Consider the following 17,832-nt stretch of genomic DNA (forward strand, 5'->3'; position numbering starts at 1 on the left):
GGCCGCAGGAGGCGCATTATGGGCGCACTGCGCCGGCACGCCACTACAGCCACGCGGGCAGTAGTGTTGCTGTGTTTTCTCAGTTGCCGGAATCTTCGCGGCGGGCGCTCTCTTCGGCGGCGCGGCGGCGTGCACGGCGCGTGGCCAGCTCGGCCGCCCGTTGCAATGCCCGCAGCTGAAAGGTCACATCGTGAATTTCGCCGACAAGGCCGAACTGCTTGCAGGCGTCGATGCGATCGGCGGCGCCGCCGCGCCAGTCCACAGGCGCCGAGGCTCCTTTCGGGGCAACGAGGTGCATCAGCTCGGCGACGCAGGCGGTCACGTCGTCGGCGGCGGCTCTCAGCGCGGATGTCGCTGTATCGACATCGCTGTCGCGCTTCATCATTGCGTCCTTGACGGTGACGCGCACAGGCGGTCTCGGGCGCCTCTCCGTGCTTCGCTCATGCATTTTCTTGTCCACGGCATTCGATTCCGAAAGGGAGTTCATTGCGCTGGTCGGTGAGCAGCATCGGCGGGCGATCCACCGGCTTGAAGTTGCGCATGCTACTGCTATTGGCCTAGCGAGGCTTCGGACAGCCGGATTCACTCCCCTGAAACGCATGCACACGCATGTTTCTTCGCAGCCACTGTGTGGGCCCGAATAGGCATTGAAGCCGAGCTAAACGGCGCGTCGAAGTGTCTAATGCATTGATCATGTAAGGAGCCGCAACATGAGGCATTTGGTACGCACATTCGCAGCATTCGCGCTCGGACTTGCGATCAGGAAAGCGGACGAAGCCCTATGAGCAAACAGCAAAACCGGCGCATCCTGCTGGCGGACGACACGCCCGCCATCCACGAGGACTTCCGGAAGATTCTCCTGGCGGAGGCCACCGCATCGGACCTTGACGACATGGAGGCCGCACTGTTCGGCACCTCGGCCAGGCAGGCCACGGTGGACTTTGTGCTGGACAGTGCCTACCAGGGACAGGAAGCGCTTGCCAAGGTGCGCGAGGCACTGGAGGCCGGCAAGCCCTACGCCATGGCGTTCATCGACATGCGCATGCCCCCGGGCTGGGACGGCGTGGAGACGATCGAGCAGCTGTGGCTGGTAGACCCGCGCCTGCAGATCGTGATCTGCACGGCCTATGCGGACCAGTCTTGGGTCGAGGTGTTCGAGCGCCTGGACGCGCGCGACCGCCTGCTGGTGCTCAAGAAGCCGTTCGATCCGATCGAGGTGCGCCAGCTGGCCAGTGCGCTCACGATGAAGTGGCAAATGACGGAAGACGCCGCCTTCAAGATGAACATGCTCGAGCAGGCCGTCGAAGAGCGCACGCGGGAGCTGTCGGACGCCAACATCATCGTGCAGAACAGCCCGACCATCCTCTACCGCCTGCGCGGCGAGCCCGCGTTTCCGCTGATCTACATCTCGCACAACATCACCAAGTTCGGCCACGATCCGGCCGGCCTGATGGCGAACCCGGACTGGGCCGACGTGCTCATCGACCCGGCCGACCAGGCCGGAGTTGCCGATGCGATGGCCCGCGTGCTGGAGAAGGACGCGGAAGGCGCCTCGATCGAATACCGCCTGTGCACCGGTGACGGCGGGCGGCGCTGGGTGGAAAACCGCTACGTGCCGGTCCGCGACAAGGAAGGCCGGCTCATCGAGGTCGAGGGCATCGTCATCGACGTCACGGAGCGCAAGGCGGCGGAAGAGCAGCTCGCGCGGCTGGCGCGCACCGACGGGCTGACCGGGCTCGCCAACCGCGCCACCCTCACCGAACGCCTGCACCAGGCCCATGCGGCCGCACGGCGGGGCTCCATGCCCTTTGCGCTGCACTACCTCGACCTGGACCACTTCAAGCCGGTCAACGACATGTACGGCCACCCGACCGGTGACCTGCTGCTGCGCGAAGTGGCGCAGCGCCTGAAGAACTGCACGCGCGAGACCGACGTGGTGGCCCGCCTGGGCGGGGACGAGTTTGCGGTGCTGCAAAGCGAAATGGGCGAGCCCGCGGCCGCGGGCGCGCTGGCCGCGAAGATCCAGGCGGAACTGGCGCGCCCCTACATGCTGGGCGGCAACGAGGTGCATGTGTCCGTCAGCATCGGCATCTGCCCCTACATCGCGGGCAGCGCAGGGCCGGACGAAATGCTCGTGCAGGCCGACCTGGCGCTCTACCGGTCGAAGGAAGAGGGGCGCAACCAGTTTCACTTTCACTCCGAGGAGATCGACCACGAAGTGCGCGACCGCGTGGCGCTGGGCGAAGACCTGAAGAAAGCGATCGAACGCGAAGAGCTGGAGCTTTATTACCAGCCGCAGGTCGAACTGTCTTCCGGAAAGATCGTGGGCGTGGAAGCGCTGCTGCGCTGGAACCACCCCGAACGCGGCCTGCTCGACGCGGGCGCATTCGTGCCTATTGCCGAGCGCACCGGGAGCATCGTCACGCTGGGCCGCTGGGTGCTGGACCGGGCGTGCGGTCAGATGAGCCAGTGGCGCCAACAGGGCGTGGCGCCGCCCGTGCTGGCCATCAACCTGTCGCTCGGCCAGCTCAGAAAAGGCGCCGAGCTGGTTCGCGATGTGGTCGATTGCCTTGCGAAGTGGCAGCTCAACCCTTCCGACCTGGAGTTCGACGTGACGGAGTCGACGCTGGCCCAGATGACGTGGAGCCACAACGACGTGCTGCCACAGCTGCGGGCACTCGGCGTGCGGATTGCCATCGACGACTTCGGTACCGAGTATTCGTCGTTCGAATACCTGCGGACCTACCGAGTCAACCACCTGAAGATCGCGCAATCGATGCTCAAGCGGGCCATCGACGACCCCGACAGCGCTGCGACCGTTCGCGCCATCATGAACCTGGCGCGGGAGGCCCGCATCGGCATCATCGTCGAGGGTCTGGAGACGGAAGCGCAGCGGGCCTTTCTGCACTCGACGGGCTCCACCACGCTTGCACAGGGCTATTACTTCAGCGAAGCCGTGGTCGCCGACGAGGCTGGCGACCTCCTGCGCTCGGGCACCATGGAGCAGAGCGAGCGCAGCAAGGGCGAAGGCCAGGAGCCACCCGGCTGACTGCGGGCATGCCTCTGCGCAGCGGCCTTGGACGCCCGGCCTACGTATGTAGGCACTCGCCCACGCGCATGAACTGACTTCTCCCGCAAGCCGCGGCCGCCGCAGCGTTCAACCTGCAGTCAAGCTCGCAAGGGCACCCCGCCCTTGGTGCGGCTTCTCATTGCGGTTCCTCCTCACGGCGCATTCGTGCGTCGTTAAGCGCTCCTTCGGGAGCGCTTTTTTTGCCCGGTGTGTTTCTTTCAGTGTGTTTCGCGGCGCAATTGCTGCACGTCTTCATGCAGCGACTGCGCCCAGGCGCGGCGCTCGCGGCCCAGCGAGGACTGCGGCTCGCCGAAGCGCACGATCGCCAGGAGGGGCGGTGCGCGCAGCGTGTTCCAGAGCGAGGTCAGCAGGTTGTCGTCGTCGATGTAGCGCGGCGCCTGGCTGGTTTCTCCGGTGGCCGCATCGGCAAAGCGCAGTGCGGCGGGCAGCACCGGCGCGCCCGACGAGATGGCGGCCTGCAGCAGGTTGGCGTGAAAGGGCAGCAGCCCGCGGCCGTCGCTGGTGGTGCCTTCAGGGAACACACCGATGCGGTCTCCGCCTTGCAGGGCTTCGGTCATGTGGTGCACCACCCGCAATGCATCGCGTCGGCGCTCGCGCTCGATATAGAGCGAACCCGCGCCCGTGGACAGCGTGCCGATCAGCGGCCAGTGCTTCACGCCCGCCTTGGAAACAAAGCGCACGTGGCAGGCGGCATGAATGGCGGTGATGTCGAGCCACGAGAGATGGTTGCAAATGAGCAGCACCGGCCCCTTGGCGGGCGGCGTGCCCTGTACCTTGAGCGTGACGCCCATGATCTCGAGCAGGCGCCGCGACCACTGCTGCACCCGCAGGTTGCGCTCCTCCTGCGAAAGCCGCGGAAAGGTGAAGCGGATCGTCCACCACCCGCCCAGCGCGTGCCCTACGGCATGCAGCAGGCGCCAGCAGGCCTTCAGCGAATGAACCATCGAGACGTGCGCCCTCTTCTTCTCGTCAGCCGTGGACCACGCGGCCTGCAACCAGCGTGTGGCGGGCGCGGCCCTGCAGCGGGTAGCCCGCGAACGGCGTGTGCTTGCCCTGGCTCTTCAGCGCGTCGGGCTGCACCTGCCACTCGAGCGCCGGATCGAATACGCAGAGGTCGGCCACGCCGCCCTCGGACAGGCGGCCGATGCCGGTGCCCGCATCGGCGGCGGCCAGCAGCCGCGCGGGTGCGGAGGTAACCACCTCGAGCGCGCGCGCAATGCCGGCGCCGCTGCGCTCGCCCCATTGCAGCGCCAGCGGCAGCAGCAGCTCGAGCCCGGTCGCGCCCGGTTCGGCTTCGGCAAAAGGCAGCGTCTTGGCGTCGGCCTCGACCGGCGTGTGGTCGGACACCAGCGCGTCGATGGTGCCGTCGGCCAGCGCGGCCGAGAGCGCATCGCGGTCGCCCTGCTGGCGCAGCGGCGGGTTCAGGCGTGCGCGGCTGTCGAAAAAGCCGATGTCCGTGTCGGCCAGGTGCAGCGAATTGATGCTCACGTCGCATGTGAGCGGCAGGCCTTGCGCCTTGGCTTCGCGCACCAACGCCACGCCTCGGGCGCTGGAGATACGGCACAGGTGCACGCGCGCGCCGGTGCTCTTCATGAGCTCGATGATGGTGAAGATGGCGATGGTTTCCGCCGACACCGGCACGCCCGAGAGGCCGAGCCGCGTGGCCAGCGGGCCGCTCGCGGCCACGCCCTTGCCCAGGTCGCGGTCCTGCGGGCGCAGCCATACGGTGTAGCCGAAGGTGCTTGCATAAAGCAGTGCGCGCTGCAGCACCTGCGTGTCCGCCAAGGGCACGTCGGCCTGGCTGAAGCCGATGCAGCCGGCCTCGGTGAGCTCGGCCATCTCGGTGAGCACGCCGCCGGCCAGGCTGCGCGTGAGCGCGCCCAGAGGAAACAGGCGCGCGCCCTGCAGCTTCTCTGCGCGGAACTTGAGCATTTCAACCAGGCCGGGCTCGTCGAGCACGGGGTCGGTGTCGGGCGGGCACACGAGGCTGGTCACGCCACCCGCAATGGCGGCGGCCATTTCGCTTTCGAGCATGCCCTCGTGTTCGTAGCCGGGTTCGCGCAGGCGCGCGGCCAGGTCGACAAGGCCGGGCGCGACGACGCAGCCCGCGGCATCGATGGTGCGCTCCGCCTTGAAGCCGGGCGGCACGCTGCCGACGCTGGTGATCTTGCCGTCGGCAATGGCGATGTCGGCTTTCTTGTCGGTGCCCGAGGCGGGGTCGACCACGCGGCCGTTGATGATCAGTGTGTTCATGCTTCGTTACCTGCGACGATGCTCATGACGGCCATTCGCACCGCGATGCCGAAGGTGACCTGCGGAAGGATCACGCTCTGCTTTCCGTCCACCACGGCGGAGTCGATCTCGACACCGCGGTTGATCGGACCCGGGTGCATCACGATGGCATCCGGCTTGGCCAGTTGCAGCTTCTCCGGCGTGAGGCCGTAGGTCTTGAAGAACTCCTGCGACGAGGGCAGCAGCGCGCCGCTCATGCGCTCGTTCTGCAGGCGCAGCATGATGATGACGTCGCAGTCCTTGATGCCCTCTTCGAGCGTGTGGCACACGCGCACGCCCATGCCCGCCATGTCGCCAGGCACGAGAGTCTTGGGGCCGACCACGCGCACTTCGGCGCAGCCCAGCGTGGTGAGCGCATGGATGTCGGAGCGAGCCACGCGCGAATGCAGCACGTCGCCGACGATGGCGACCGTGAGGTTCGCAAAGTCCTTCTTGTAGTGGCGGATCGTGTACATGTCGAGCAGCCCCTGCGTGGGGTGCGCATGGCGCCCGTCGCCGGCGTTCACCACGTGCACGTGCGGCGCCACATGCTGCGCAATGAGGTACGGCGCGCCCGACTCGCTGTGGCGCACCACGAACAGGTCCGCGGCCATGGCGCTCAGGTTGGCGATGGTGTCGAGCAGCGACTCGCCCTTGGTGGCCGAGGAGCGCGCAATGTCGAGGTTGATGACGTCGGCGGAGAGGCGCTTGGCCGCGATCTCGAAGGTGGTGCGGGTGCGCGTCGAGTTCTCGAAGAACAGGTTGAACACGCTCTTGCCGCGCAGGAGCGGCACCTTCTTCACCTCGCGGTCGCTCACGCTCGTGAAGTTGGCGGCGGTGTCCAGGATGTGCGTGATGATGTCCTTGGGCAGGCCCTCGATCGACAGCAGGTGAATCAGTTCGCCGTTCTTGTTGAGCTGCGGGTTTCGCTTGTAGAGCATCAGCTGTTCTCCTCCACTTTGAGACTGAACGCACCGTCTTCCGCACGGGCGAGCGCGAGGAGTTGGGTATCGGGCAGCGTGAGTTTCGCGGCCGCGAAATCGGCCGCCACCGGCAGCTCGCGTCCACCGCGGTCGACCAGCACCGCCAGCCGCACGCAGGCCGGGCGGCCGAAGTCGAACAGCTCGTTGAGTACCGCGCGGATGGTGCGGCCGGTGTAGAGCACGTCGTCCAGCAGCAGCACGTCGGCACCGTTCACGTCGAAGGGCAGCGCGGTCTGCGCGCTGGCCGAAAGGCCGCGGCGCGCGAAGTCGTCGCGGTGCATGGCCGACGAAATGACGCCGGGCGCGCCGGCAAGGCCCAGGTCTTTTTGCAGCCGCTCGACCAGCCATGCGCCGCCGGAGGTAATGCCCACCAGCTTTGTCTCTGTGCGCATCAGCGCTTTCACGCCGTTCAGCAGCTCCTTGTAGAGCGCTTCGGCATCGGGTATTGAACTCACGGGAGACTCCTCAAAAATTGCTCCAGGATGATGCAGGCCGATGCGGCATCGGCATCGCGGGCGCCGGAAGCCAGCGCCTCGGTGGTGCTGTAGCGCTCGTCGACCTCGAACACCTGGAGATTGAAACGGCCGCGCAGCTGGCGCGCAAACTTCTGCGCGCGGCGGGTGTTCTCGTGGGGGGCACCGTCGGGGTGATACGGCACACCCACAACCAATGCGTCGGGCTGCCATTCCTTGATGCGTGCCTCGACCTGCGCAAAGCGGGCATCGCCCTCGGCCTTGATGGTGGCCTGCGGCGTGGCGGCGCCCAGCAGGCGGTTTCCGCTCGCGACGCCGGTTCGCTTCAGGCCGAAGTCGAAGGCCAGGAAGCTCTGGAAATGGGAGGGGACGGCAACGGAAACAGGAGAAGCGGAGGGAACGGGAGCGTCTGGCATGGCAGCGGCCATCACGCGTGTCCCGCTTCCGGCGACAGTTTCCAGGCCTCCAGGCCCAGCAGCATCAGCGCCTTGTCGTAGCGCTGCTCGATGGGCGTGTCGAAGATCACGGCCGGATCGGCGCTCACGGTGAGCCAGCTGTTTTCGGCCAGTTCCGACTCGAGCTGGCCCTCGCCCCAAGCCGAATAACCCAGCGAAACCAGCACCTTGCGCGGCCCGGCGCCGGTGGCCAGGGCCTCCAGCACGTCCTTGGAGGTGGTCATTTCAAGGCCGCCCGGAATGGTCATGGTCGAGGCGTAGACCGACTCCTCGGGCTTTTCGGCGTGGGAGAACACGGGCTCGTGCAGCACGAAGCCGCGCTCGGTTTGCACCGGGCCGCCCTGGAAAACCGGCGCGTCGCCGAGTTCGGGGCGCGCCAGGTGGAGCTCGATCTTCTCGAACAGCACCTTCAGGTTGATGTCGCTGGGTTTGTTGATCACAAGGCCGAGCGCACCGCGCTCGCTGTGCTCGCAGAGGTAGACGACGCTGCGGTTGAAAGTTTTATCTTCCATCCCCGGCATCGCTATCAAAAAGTGATGCGTGAGGTTCATCGGGGCAGAATCGGAAGCCATATGCCGCCGATTTTACTGGCCGTCGACAAGACCTATCCCAAAGGGCTCATGTGGTTTCGCCGCGATCTGCGCGTGGACGACAACGCGGCGCTCTACCACGCCCTGCGGGCCTGCCGCCAGGTGGTGTGCGTTTTCGTGTTCGACCGGGCCATTCTGGACCCCCTGCCCCCGGCCGACCGCCGGGTGGAATTCATCCGCGAGTCGCTCGTGGAGCTCGATGCCGAGCTGCGCGACCTGAGCGGCGGGCTCATCGTGCGCCATGCCGCCGCGGTCGACGAGCTTCCGGCGCTGGCGCACGCGCTGGACGTGCAGGCCGTGTTTGCCAACCGGGACGACGAGCCCGACGCGCTGGCGCGCGATGCCCAGGTGCTCGGCGCGCTGGCCAACGCGGGCGTGGCTTTTCACACCTACAAGGACTCGACCGTCTTCGACCGCGACGAGGTAATGACCAAGACCGGCCAGCCCTACACGGTGTTCACGCCCTACAAGCGGGCCTGGCTGGCCAAGGTGGATTCGTTCTTTCTCAAGTCGTACCCGGTTCGGGCATACGCCGACGCGCTGGCCGCCCCGCCCGAGCCGTGGCGCGCGCCGGTGCCCTCGCTCGAGGAAATCGGCTTTCAGCAAACCAACCTTTCCGAACTCGAGATTCCCACGGGCACCCAAGGGGCGGCGGCGCTGTTCGAAGACTTTTTCCAGCGCATCGACCGCTACGATGCGGCGCGCAATTTTCCGGCCGTGCGGGGGCCCAGCTACCTGGGCGTGCACCTGCGCTTCGGCACGGTGTCGATCCGGCAGGTGGCGGGGGTCGCGCACCAGCTTTCGCTTCAGGGCGATGCGGGCGCGGCCACCTGGCTCAGCGAGCTGATCTGGCGGGAGTTCTACTTCCAGATCCTGGCGCACTTCCCGCACGTGCATTCGGGCGGCGAATCGAAGAGCTTTCGCCCCGAGTACGACAAGATCCAGTGGCACCACGGCAAGCATGCCGACCAGCTGTTCGAGGCCTGGTGCCAGGGCCGCACCGGCTATCCGCTGGTGGACGCGGCCATGATGCAGATCAACCAGAGCGGCTACATGCACAACCGCCTGCGCATGGTGACGGCGAGTTTTCTGTGCAAGGACCTGGGGCTGGATTGGCGCCGCGGCGAGCGCTACTTTGCGCTGCACCTGAACGACTTCGAGCTGGCCTCGAACAACGGCGGCTGGCAATGGGCAAGCTCCAGCGGCTGCGATGCGCAGCCCTACTTCCGCATTTTCAACCCCGTGACGCAGAGCGAGCGCTTCGATCCCGAGGGCAAGTTCATCCGCCGCTACCTGCCGCAGTTGGCAGGGCTGTCGAATGCCGCGATCCACTCGCCGTGGACGGCCTCTCCGGTGGAGCTGGAAGCGGCGGGCATCAAGCTTGGCGAGACGTACCCCAAGCCTGTGGTCGACCACGCCGAGGCGCGCGAGAAAACGCTGCAGCGCTACGGCGTGGCGCGGGCCAAGGCGCTGCAAAAATAAAGGGGCCCGGCGGGCCCCTTTACTGGTCGAGCGCTGGAGAGCGTCAGGCCGCTGCGGCCAATGCCGGTTCGCTCGTGTACGCACGCACCAGGCGCAGCAGTTCGTCTTCCGAGTACGGCTTGCCCAGGTAGTGGTTCACGCCCAGCGTGCGGGCGTAGTCGCGGTGTTTCTCGGCGATGCGCGAGGTGATCATGATGATCGGCAGGCCGGCCATCGACTCGTCCGCACGGATGTTGCGGGCCAGGTCGAAGCCGTCCATGCGCGGCATCTCGATGTCGGACAGCACCACCGCCGGCCGCTCCTGCTGGAGCCGCTCGAGCGCCTGCAGGCCGTCGGCCGCGAGCGACACGCGATAGCCTTCGCGCTGCAGCAGGCGCTGCGTCACGCGGCGCACGGTGATCGAGTCGTCGACCACCAGCACCAGCGGAACCTGCGGCACCGGCGGAGCCAGCATCGGCAACGGCTCTTGCGGCGCGCCGTGGTCGGCTTCGGCCGATCCGGCCTGCGCGGACACGGCCAGCGCGGCGGCCTGGCGCATGCGCGCCTGTTCGCCGTGCACCGCGGCCAGCGCCACCGGGTTGTAGATCAGCGCCACCGCGCCGGAAGCCAGCACCGAGATGCCCGCCAGACCCGGCAAGCGCGCAAGTTGCGGCCCGAGGTTCTTGACCACGACTTCCTGGTTGCCCAGCACTTCGTCCACGTGCAGGCCCACGCGCTGTGCCGCGCTTCGCACGATCACGACGGTGTTGTTCTTGCTGGTGGGATGCTCGCTGTGTGCCGAGGCCTGCAGCAGCGCGCCCGCCCAGTAGAAAGGCACCTGTTCGCTGCCGAACGGATGGCTGTTGTGCAGGTAGGCGGCTTCGAGCTCGGTGCTGCTCACGCGCTGCACCAGCTCCACCAGGTTGGACGGCACGCCGATCGACACTTCGCCGGCGCGCAGCATCACCACGTGCGTCACCGCGGTGGTGAGCGGCAGCACCAGCTTGAAGGTGGTGCCCTGTCCGGCCGTGCTGTGCGTTTCGATGCGGCCGCCGAGCGCGGCGATCTGCGCGCGCACCACGTCCATGCCGATGCCGCGGCCGGCCAGTTCGGACACCTGCCCCGCCGTGGAGAAGCCGGGCTTGAAGATCAGCTCGGTGGCTTCTTCGGGCGAGAGTTCCTGGCCCGGCTCGAGCAGGCCCAGCGTGCGGGCACGCTCGGCAATGCGCTTGTGGTCCAGGCCGGCGCCGTCGTCGCGGAAGCTCACCGAGACGTCGTTGCCTTCATGGTGCAGGTCGATCACGATCAAGCCGTTGGCGTCCTTGCCGGCCTTTTCGCGCGCGGCCGGGTCTTCGATGCCGTGCGCCACGCAATTGCGCAGCAGGTGCTCGAAGGCGGGCGTCATCCGGTCGAGCACGCCGCGGTCCATCTCGATGGAGCCGCCGACGATGTCCAGGCGCACCTGCTTGCCGGTGTCTTTCGACGCCTGGCGCACCACGCGGTAGAGGCGGTCGGAAATGCCTTCGAACTCCACCATGCGCGTGCGCAGCAGGCCGCGCTGCAGTTCACGCGTCTGGCGTGCCTGCACGCTCAGGTCGTCTTCCGTGGCTTGCACCGTCTTTTGCAGCGTGCGCTGCACGGTGGCCACGTCGTTCACCGACTCGGCCATCATGCGCGTGAGTTCCTGCACGCGGGTGAAGCGGTCGAACTCGAGCGGGTCGAAGCTCTGCTGCGAATCCTTCGCCTGTGCCAGGCGGGACTGCATCTGGCTTTCGGCCTGCACCTCGATGTCGCGCAATTGCTGGCGCAGGCGGTCGAGGTTGCCCGTCAGGTCGGAGAGCGAACCGCGCAGCTGGCCCAGTTCGGCCTCGAGGCGCGAACGCGTGATGATGACCTCGCCGGTCTGCGCCACCAGCCGGTCGAGCAGTTGGGTGCGAATGCGAACGGCCTGGGTAGACGCAGTGCGCAAAGGAGCGAGCAGCGCCGGAGCCGGACGCGGCAGGAGCGACGGCACGGCGGCCGTTTCCACGGCATCGGCGTTCTGGTCGCCGCCCGCAGCAATCTCGTCGTTGGCGGGCACGCCGGCTTCGGCGGCAACCTGCACCAGTTGAACGCCCGGCTGGGCAGCGGTTGCCGCCACCACGAGCTGGGCCACTTCGGCCTGGGTGGCATCGTCCGCCGCGCGCAGCGCGTCGAAGGTGGACTGCAGCGAATCGAGCCGCGTGAGCAGCTTTTCGATTTCCGCCCGGTCGGCACCGCCCTGGGTACCCAGGACTTCGATCTCCGACTCCATGCGGTGCGCCCGCTCGCCAAGGCGCATGGCGCCGGCCAGCCGGGCACTGCCCTTGAGCGTGTGCAGCGTGCGCAGCACCGAGGCGCGGGGCGCGTTGTCGTCAGGGTGGTGCGCCCACTGGCGCAGCGCCTGGCCGAGTTGCGGCAGCAGTTCCGCGGCCTCTTCCTCGAAGATCGGGAACAGGTCGACGTCGACCGCATCGGCCACGTCGATCGCGTCTTCGGAGTCGTCCAGCGCCACGTCGGCAACGCTGTCGGTGGCCACCATGTGCTGCAGCGGCCGCACATCGGCACGGGCGGCAGCCTCGGCCGGCATGGGCGCGGCGGCAATGTCGCGCAGCGCCTGCAACGTTCCCTCGGACGGCTCGCGCAGGAAGCCGACGGCAAACTGGTGCAGCAGGCGGCGCAGCTCGTCGGCCGCGGCAACCAGCACCACGCCCTGCTCACGCGTACCGCTGCCCTGCATTTGCAGATGCTGCAGCGCGGCTTCGAGCAGGCGGGCCATGCCCGACAGGCTGTGGAAGCCGACCGTGGCCGAGCTGCCGGCCAGCGAATGCGCCAGCGCGACGGTCGAATCGGACAGGCGCTCGTGCGATTCGAGCGCCCACTCGCCGACTTCGGTGGCCAGTTGCCTGGACCATTCGTCGGCTTCGTTGAGATAGACGTTGTAGAGCGCAATGCCGATGCGCAGCGGTCCGATGACCTTGACCTGGTCATCCGCACCGGAGGGCGCAGCCGCCTCGGCGGTTTCCTGCACTTCGGCTTCGGGCTCAGGTTCGGGCTGCGGCGCTTCTTCGGCAACTGCAACCGCGTCTGCAACCGCCACCGGCGGCTCGACCGGCCCAGGCGCTGCCGCGGGCGTTTCGTCCACGGCTGCAACGGGTTCTTCCGGTGCCAGCAGGAACGCGGGTTCGGTGACCGCGGGCTCTTCTTGCACCGGCTCGGCCGCGGCAACGGCCGCAGGCTCGCTCTCCTTGGCCTGCAAGGGCTCGGGTGCCCAGTCCAGGTCGGGCAGTGCCACGGGCGTTTGCAGCAGCTCAGGCGTGGCGACCGGCGCGGGTTCTTCGGCGGGTTCGACGGCAAATTGAGCGGCGGACGGTGCGGGTTCTGCCTTTTCGGGCGCCAGGAAATCGAAATCTCCGCTGCCGGTCAGCACCTCGAAAGACTCTTCCGGGCTCGGCTTGGTATCGAAGTCGAGGAAGTCGGTCGATGCGAAGTCGTCGTCGGTTTCGTGCTTGGCGGGTTGCTCCAGCACCTGCGGCGGCAATTCGAAGTCCGGGGCGGGCGCGGCGGCTGGCGACGCGACGGGTGACAGCGCCAGATCCGGCAAGCCGCGCAGTTCCGGAAGCTCGGGCAACTCCGGCAGTTCCGGCATCGGCAGGGGAGCAGCCACGGGCGGCTCTGCGGCAATATGGCGCGCGGCCACCGCAAGGGCGTCCGCATCGACGCGCGGCGGCGCGGTCGGCACGGGTTCGCCGGCCAGCAGGGCGTTGGCCACGCGGCTGAAATGCGACGACTGCCAGCTGTGCTGGGCGCCCGACGCAATGGCTTCCACCCATTCGCTGAATTCGCCGAGTGCATTGCGGGTGGCGGAAAGCAGCTCGGGCGTGGCGTCGCGCTGGTCGGCCAGCCAGGTGTTGAGCACCTGCTCGAAGGACCAGGCGGCATCGCCGAAATCGGTGAGGCCGACCATGCGCGAACTGCCCTTGAGCGTGTGGAACGCGCGGCGCAGGATGGTGAGTTCTTCGGTATCGTCGGGGTGGCCGCCGAGTTCGTCGATGGCGGCCAGGCCGTTCTGCACCACTTCGCGGGCCTCGTCGAGGAAGATGTTCTGCAGGTCGTCTTCTTCGAGCTCGGTCACTTCAGTGTCGGGCAGCGCCGCGGGACCGGTGATCTTGTTGGTCCAGCTGTCGGCCTTGCGGCTGAATTCCTCGATGGGCGACACCTTCGCCTTGCGGTTGGGCGTGGCCAGCGCGGCCAGCTTCGAGGCGATCTGTGCGTCGACCTCTTCGATGCTGAGCACGGCTTCGGCGCCCGCGGGCTTGCCATCCGCCACCGCCGTATCGGCGGCATCGCTGTCGGCGGCCTGGCGGCCCATCAGCGGCTTGAGTTCACCGGCTTCGGCGTCGAACACGAACAGGCGCTTGGCCAGCGCCGGCTGGTAGCCCAGCATGTCGATCAGGAAGCCGAGCGCCCCCAGGTTGTTGCCCAGCGCATCGAAGCTGTGCATTTCCTCGACGGGAGATGCGTTGCCCACGAGCATCTGCTCGACGTCATCGCGCATGCGCTGCACGGTGTGCGCGGCCTGCTCCAGGCCCAGCACCGAGAACACGCCGCGCATTTGCAGCAACTGGCTCGGCACGGTGCGCAGCAGCGCCTTTTCGGCCGGGCGGCGGAAGTACTGGTCGAGCGACTTTTCAAGCTCGCTCAAGTGGCTGCGCAGCTCGTCGACCACGGTACCCATGGTCTGGCGATCGCTCACGCGGCGATACAGGTCTTCCATCCAGGGCTCGAGCGGCTCCGAATGGCCGCCAGCGCGCACGCGCTCGATGCGGCCGGCCAGCTGCAGCGTGCGGGAGGTGAGCTGCGGATCGCTCGGGTCCAGATCTTCGAGCGCGGCTTCCAGGTAGAGCACCGAGGTGGCGACTTCCATCGCGAGCTCGGTGTCCGGCGCCTGGCCGGTGCGCACGGAGGCTTCGACCGCATGCGTCAGCGCTTCCACCATCGGCAGGCTCGGCGGATGCAGCTTCTGCAGCGATTCGCCCAGCTGGGCGAAGGTGTCGGCCACCTGGCGCGTGCGGGTGACGTCGCCGCCCGAAAGCGCGGACCACATTTCCTTGGCGGTTTCGATGCGCTTGCGGGCTTGCGTGAGCACCAGCGGATCGAAGCGGCCGAACTGCTCGACGCTGTAGTTGATGTACGGCTCGCTCGCAACGCCCCAGGCGCTGCGCACGGTGCGCAGCGTGGCGGCGTCGTCGCGGCCGGTAGGCACGGCTTGCGCGCAGAAGAACAGCAGGTCCTGGCCGAGCCGGTCGGACACGGTGCTGTCGCCGCGTGCCAGCGTGGCGTACTGCAGCAGCACGCGCGAAGCCGCGCGTTTCACGTACGAATCGGCGGGAATCAGCTCGAGCGCCAGGGCCTCGAAGAAGCCCGCGGCCAAGGTCCAGAAGCTCGCGACGCGGGGCAGGAGCGCGCCGCGTCCGAGCCCCAGGCACAGGGCGTGCAGCCGGCGAGCGGCCTGCGCGTCGCCGGTCTTGACCAGCTGCAGCACTTCGCGGTCGAGCCGCGAACGCACCGCCGGGTCATAGGCCAACGCGGCCTGGGTGAGCGCGGGACGGACTTCGACCCAGCGCCAGGCAATGCTCCACAGGTCCGCCGGGTGAACGCGCTCGTTGCCGACCAGTTCGAGCACATCGCGGTACTGCGGAAACAGCGCCACCGACGACACGGGCTTGCCGGCCAGCAGCGCGTTGAGGAAATCGACGACGGCAAAGCCGGCACGCTCGATCTTTACGACGGCGCTCTCGGTGCAGCGCTGCGGTTCGGCAATGAAGCCCTGGACCGCGAATTCGATGGAGCCGAGCACCAGCGCCGGCGCGGTGTTGCCCACCATCTGCAAGGCACCGACGGACTGGTGCAGTTGCTGGCGAGCCATTTGCAGCGGGCCGCTCTCGAGCTCCGAGGTATTGCCTACGTCGCGCACAAAGCGACGCAGCGACTTGGCAACGCTGTCGAGGGATTTCTGGATTTCTCCCAGAACCCAGGCCAGCGGCCCAAGGTCTTCGGTGGCCGGCACATTGCCAGCGAGGGGGGCCGTGGCAGGGGTTTGAATCGACACGTTGGATGCTCGCCGTTCTTATCTCTTGTCAGGCAATTTTGAAACGGGCGACGGAGCGGCGCAGTTCTTCGGCCATCTGCGAAAGCTCGCGCACCTGCTGGGCGGTGGTACGGGTACCTTCTCCGGTCTGCTCGGTCACCGCAAAAATGTGCTGGATGTTGGCAGCCACCACGTTGGCCGAATCGGCTTCGCGGGAGGCGGATTGCGAAATCTGCTCAATCAGTTCTGCAAGGCGGCGCGACACGCGGTCAATCTCCGTCAGTGCGGTACCGGCATTGTCGGACAGCTTGGCCCCTTCGACCACACCCTGCGTGGAACGCTCCATGGCGCCCACCGCGTCTTGCGTGTCGGTCTGAATGGCCTTCACCAGCGCCGAAATCTGGCGCGTGGCGTCCGCGGAGCGTTCAGCCAGCCGCTGCACTTCTTCCGCCACCACCGAGAAGCCGCGACCGGCTTCACCGGCCGATGCGGCCTGAATGGCGGCGTTCAGCGCCAGCACGTTCGTCTGTTCGGTAATGTCCGAGATCAGCTCGGTGATTTCACCGATCTCCTGCGAGGATTCGCCCAGGCGCTTGATCCGCTTGGAGGTTTCCTGGATCTGGTCGCGGATGGAGTTCATACCGCCGATGGCGTTCTGCACGGCCTGCAGGCCCGACGATGCGGCTTGCAGCGACTGGCGCGCCACCGTGGCGGACTCTTGCGCTTGCGAGGACACGCCGTTGATTCGCTCGGCCATGGTCAGCACCGACTGGCCGGTTTCGCGAATTTCGCGCAGCTGTTCGGTCGAGGCGGCGAGCAGTTCGGTCGAGGTGCTTTCCACCTGCGACGTCGTCTGCGCCACGCGGGTTGCCGTGTTCTGCACGTTACCCACCAGCAGTCGCAGTTCTTCCACCGTGTAGTTCACCGAGTCGGCGATGGCGCCGGTGATGTCCTCGGTCACGGTGGCTTCCTGCGTCAGGTCGCCTTCGGCCACTGTCTGCAGTTCGTTCATCAGCCGAAGAATGGCGGCCTGGTTGGCGTTGTTGATGCGGCCGGCTTCGTCGCTGGCCTGTTCGGCCGCGAGACGTTCGCGTTCGGCGATGGCGGCACGTTCACGGCCTTCGCGCACCTGCACGAAACCGATGGCGCCTGCCAGGGCCAGGGCGGCCAGCGACAGCACGAACAGCAGCACGATGGTTCCAGCGCCCAGGCCGGTGCGTGCGGAGAGCTTGTCCTGCAGCTCGCCGAGCGATTTGCGCAGCGGTTCGCTGTCGGTCAGGATGGAAGCCTGCGCTTCGCGCGCGGCCACCAGGCCCTGCAGGTTGCCCAGAATGGCGGAGGCCTGCGTGCGCATCTGCTCGTAGGTCTTCAGGATGGCTTCGAGCTGCTGGCGCGTTTGCGGGTCCTTGGAGCCGGGGAAGCGCTGCTGCGCATTGCCGTCGAGCAGGCCGCGGGTGGTTTCCTGGAAGGTGTTCAGGTCCTTGCCGAGCAGGAACACGGCGTCGGGGTTCACGCCTTCGACCGTGAAGAATTCGTTGGTCGACTTGCCAATGCGCTGGGTCAGCATCACGAGCTGGCCGGCGGCCGAGATTTCAGGCAGCGTGGCGTTCTGCTGCATCTTCAGCGAAGCGACGGTTTCCGTCATTTCGAGCAGCGCGGACGATTGCTGGTTGATGTCGCGCAAGGCGGCGCCCACCTGGGTCAGGATCTGGCGCTGCGACAGCACGACCTTGGCGCTGGCATCCGCACGGGCGACCAGCGGGTTGATCTTGGCCATGTCCTCGTCGTACTGGTTGCCCACGCGTTCGAGGCGCAGGGCATCGTCGCCGTTGGTCAGTCCCTGCACGCGGCGCGTGAGGTCGTCGGCGCTGTCCTTCACTTCGACGAACGCGGGCGCACTGCCCACGAGGGCCTGCGAGATCGATTTGGCGAGACGCTGCGACTGCATCAGCGACTGGCCGGTGGCGGCCACCTGCTGCGCGAGGCGCTCGGCGCGAAGAATGGCCGAACCGGCCACCAGCAACAGCAGCAGCACCACCACAGCCAGCATGATCGCAAGGATCCGCTGCTGGCGCGCCGGCCTGGAGCCGGCCTTGGCGGCTGCGGCCTGCGCTTCGTCGAGCGGGCCTGCGGCTGCCTCGTTGGCTGCTTCGCTGGGAGGCAGCGCGCCGTCGGCAAAGCCGGTGGGCGCGGGGTCGGCGGCGGAGCGGCCTTGTTTTCGGGCGAGGCGGACGGTCTTCTCGTCCAGCGCCTGCACCGTATCGACATCGTCGAGCGACAAGGTGGAACCTGAGCCGTCGACGCGGGCCTTTTCGTTGCCGCTGTTCGCGGGCAGTAATTTCTTGAACTTGTCGGCGATCGAGCTCACGGTCGGTCCTTCAGGGTGGTTGTCTTTGGGC

General features: G+C 67.3%; 11 protein-coding genes. 2 read left to right on the top strand and 9 right to left on the bottom strand.

What is annotated here, in order from left to right; translation table 11 throughout:
- Positions 1-79: 79 nt before the first annotated feature.
- Complete coding sequence (locus M0765_RS05125) at positions 80-382, bottom strand: hypothetical protein (RefSeq protein ID WP_258502380.1); 303 nt, start codon at positions 380-382, stop codon at positions 80-82.
- A gap of 399 nt (positions 383-781) precedes the next feature.
- Here M0765_RS05125 and M0765_RS05130 point away from each other — a divergent pair, with 399 nt between their 5' ends.
- Complete coding sequence (locus tag M0765_RS05130) at positions 782-3,049, top strand: EAL domain-containing protein (RefSeq protein WP_258502381.1); 2,268 nt, start codon at positions 782-784, stop codon at positions 3,047-3,049.
- 239 nt (positions 3,050-3,288) lie between these two features.
- On the opposite strand, the gene M0765_RS05135 is transcribed toward M0765_RS05130, so the two are convergent.
- Genes M0765_RS05135 through M0765_RS05160 form a run of 6 tightly spaced genes read right to left on the bottom strand, consistent with a single transcriptional unit; the run spans position 3,289 to position 7,845 of the window.
- Positions 3,289-4,035, bottom strand: coding sequence for a lysophospholipid acyltransferase family protein (locus M0765_RS05135; RefSeq protein ID WP_258502383.1), 747 nt, complete (start codon positions 4,033-4,035; stop codon positions 3,289-3,291).
- Positions 4,036-4,060: 25 nt separating this feature from the next.
- Positions 4,061-5,344, bottom strand: a complete 1,284-nt coding sequence (locus M0765_RS05140; RefSeq protein WP_258502384.1) for a dihydroorotase — start codon at positions 5,342-5,344, stop codon at positions 4,061-4,063.
- Positions 5,341-6,303 (bottom strand): aspartate carbamoyltransferase catalytic subunit, encoded by a 963-nt coding sequence (locus M0765_RS05145; RefSeq protein ID WP_258502386.1) that lies wholly within the window; start codon positions 6,301-6,303, stop codon positions 5,341-5,343. The genes M0765_RS05140 and M0765_RS05145 overlap by 4 nt, the downstream gene beginning before the upstream one ends.
- Complete coding sequence (gene pyrR / locus M0765_RS05150) at positions 6,303-6,800, bottom strand: bifunctional pyr operon transcriptional regulator/uracil phosphoribosyltransferase PyrR (protein WP_258502387.1); 498 nt, start codon at positions 6,798-6,800, stop codon at positions 6,303-6,305. Before pyrR ends, M0765_RS05145 begins: the two co-directional genes overlap by 1 nt.
- Entirely contained in the window at positions 6,797-7,246 is a 450-nt protein-coding gene (ruvX, locus tag M0765_RS05155; RefSeq protein ID WP_157615946.1) for a Holliday junction resolvase RuvX, read from the bottom strand. The genes pyrR and ruvX overlap by 4 nt, the downstream gene beginning before the upstream one ends.
- On the bottom strand, positions 7,246-7,845 hold the full coding sequence (locus M0765_RS05160; protein ID WP_126749378.1) for a YqgE/AlgH family protein: 600 nt from the start codon (positions 7,843-7,845) through the stop codon (positions 7,246-7,248). The genes ruvX and M0765_RS05160 overlap by 1 nt, the downstream gene beginning before the upstream one ends.
- Here M0765_RS05160 and M0765_RS05165 point away from each other — a divergent pair, their 5' ends adjacent.
- On the top strand, positions 7,846-9,345 hold the full coding sequence (locus tag M0765_RS05165) for a cryptochrome/photolyase family protein (protein ID WP_258502388.1): 1,500 nt from the start codon (positions 7,846-7,848) through the stop codon (positions 9,343-9,345).
- 43 nt (positions 9,346-9,388) lie between these two features.
- Here M0765_RS05165 and M0765_RS05170 read toward each other — a convergent pair whose 3' ends face one another.
- Together M0765_RS05170 and M0765_RS05175 are read right to left on the bottom strand one after the other, a co-directional pair.
- Positions 9,389-15,454 carry an Hpt domain-containing protein gene (locus M0765_RS05170; protein ID WP_258502390.1) on the bottom strand — a complete coding sequence of 2,022 codons (6,066 nt, stop codon included), beginning with the start codon at positions 15,452-15,454 and terminating at the stop codon, positions 9,389-9,391.
- Positions 15,455-15,482: 28 nt separating this feature from the next.
- The gene (locus tag M0765_RS05175; RefSeq protein ID WP_258502391.1) at positions 15,483-17,801 is read right to left on the bottom strand and encodes a methyl-accepting chemotaxis protein; all 2,319 of its coding nucleotides are present in this window, start codon (positions 17,799-17,801) and stop codon (positions 15,483-15,485) included.
- Positions 17,802-17,832 lie beyond the last annotated feature (31 nt).

The organism is Variovorax sp. S12S4 (genome assembly GCF_023195515.1).
Lineage (GTDB): Bacteria > Pseudomonadota > Gammaproteobacteria > Burkholderiales > Burkholderiaceae_C > Variovorax.

What these genes read in the sequence shown, in the direction of transcription:
- M0765_RS05145 (WP_258502386.1), bottom strand. Translation starts at nt 6,303, where the DNA reads ATGCTCTACAAGCGAAACCCGCAGCTCAACAAGAACGGCGAACTGATT.
- M0765_RS05130 (WP_258502381.1), top strand. Translation starts at nt 782, where the DNA reads ATGAGCAAACAGCAAAACCGGCGCATCCTGCTGGCGGACGACACGCCC.
- M0765_RS05165 (WP_258502388.1), top strand. Translation starts at nt 7,846, where the DNA reads ATGCCGCCGATTTTACTGGCCGTCGACAAGACCTATCCCAAAGGGCTC.
- ruvX (WP_157615946.1), bottom strand. Translation starts at nt 7,246, where the DNA reads ATGGCCGCTGCCATGCCAGACGCTCCCGTTCCCTCCGCTTCTCCTGTT.
- M0765_RS05135 (WP_258502383.1), bottom strand. Translation starts at nt 4,035, where the DNA reads ATGGTTCATTCGCTGAAGGCCTGCTGGCGCCTGCTGCATGCCGTAGGG.
- M0765_RS05125 (WP_258502380.1), bottom strand. Translation starts at nt 382, where the DNA reads ATGAAGCGCGACAGCGATGTCGATACAGCGACATCCGCGCTGAGAGCC.
- M0765_RS05160 (WP_126749378.1), bottom strand. Translation starts at nt 7,845, where the DNA reads ATGGCTTCCGATTCTGCCCCGATGAACCTCACGCATCACTTTTTGATA.
- M0765_RS05140 (WP_258502384.1), bottom strand. Translation starts at nt 5,344, where the DNA reads ATGAACACACTGATCATCAACGGCCGCGTGGTCGACCCCGCCTCGGGC.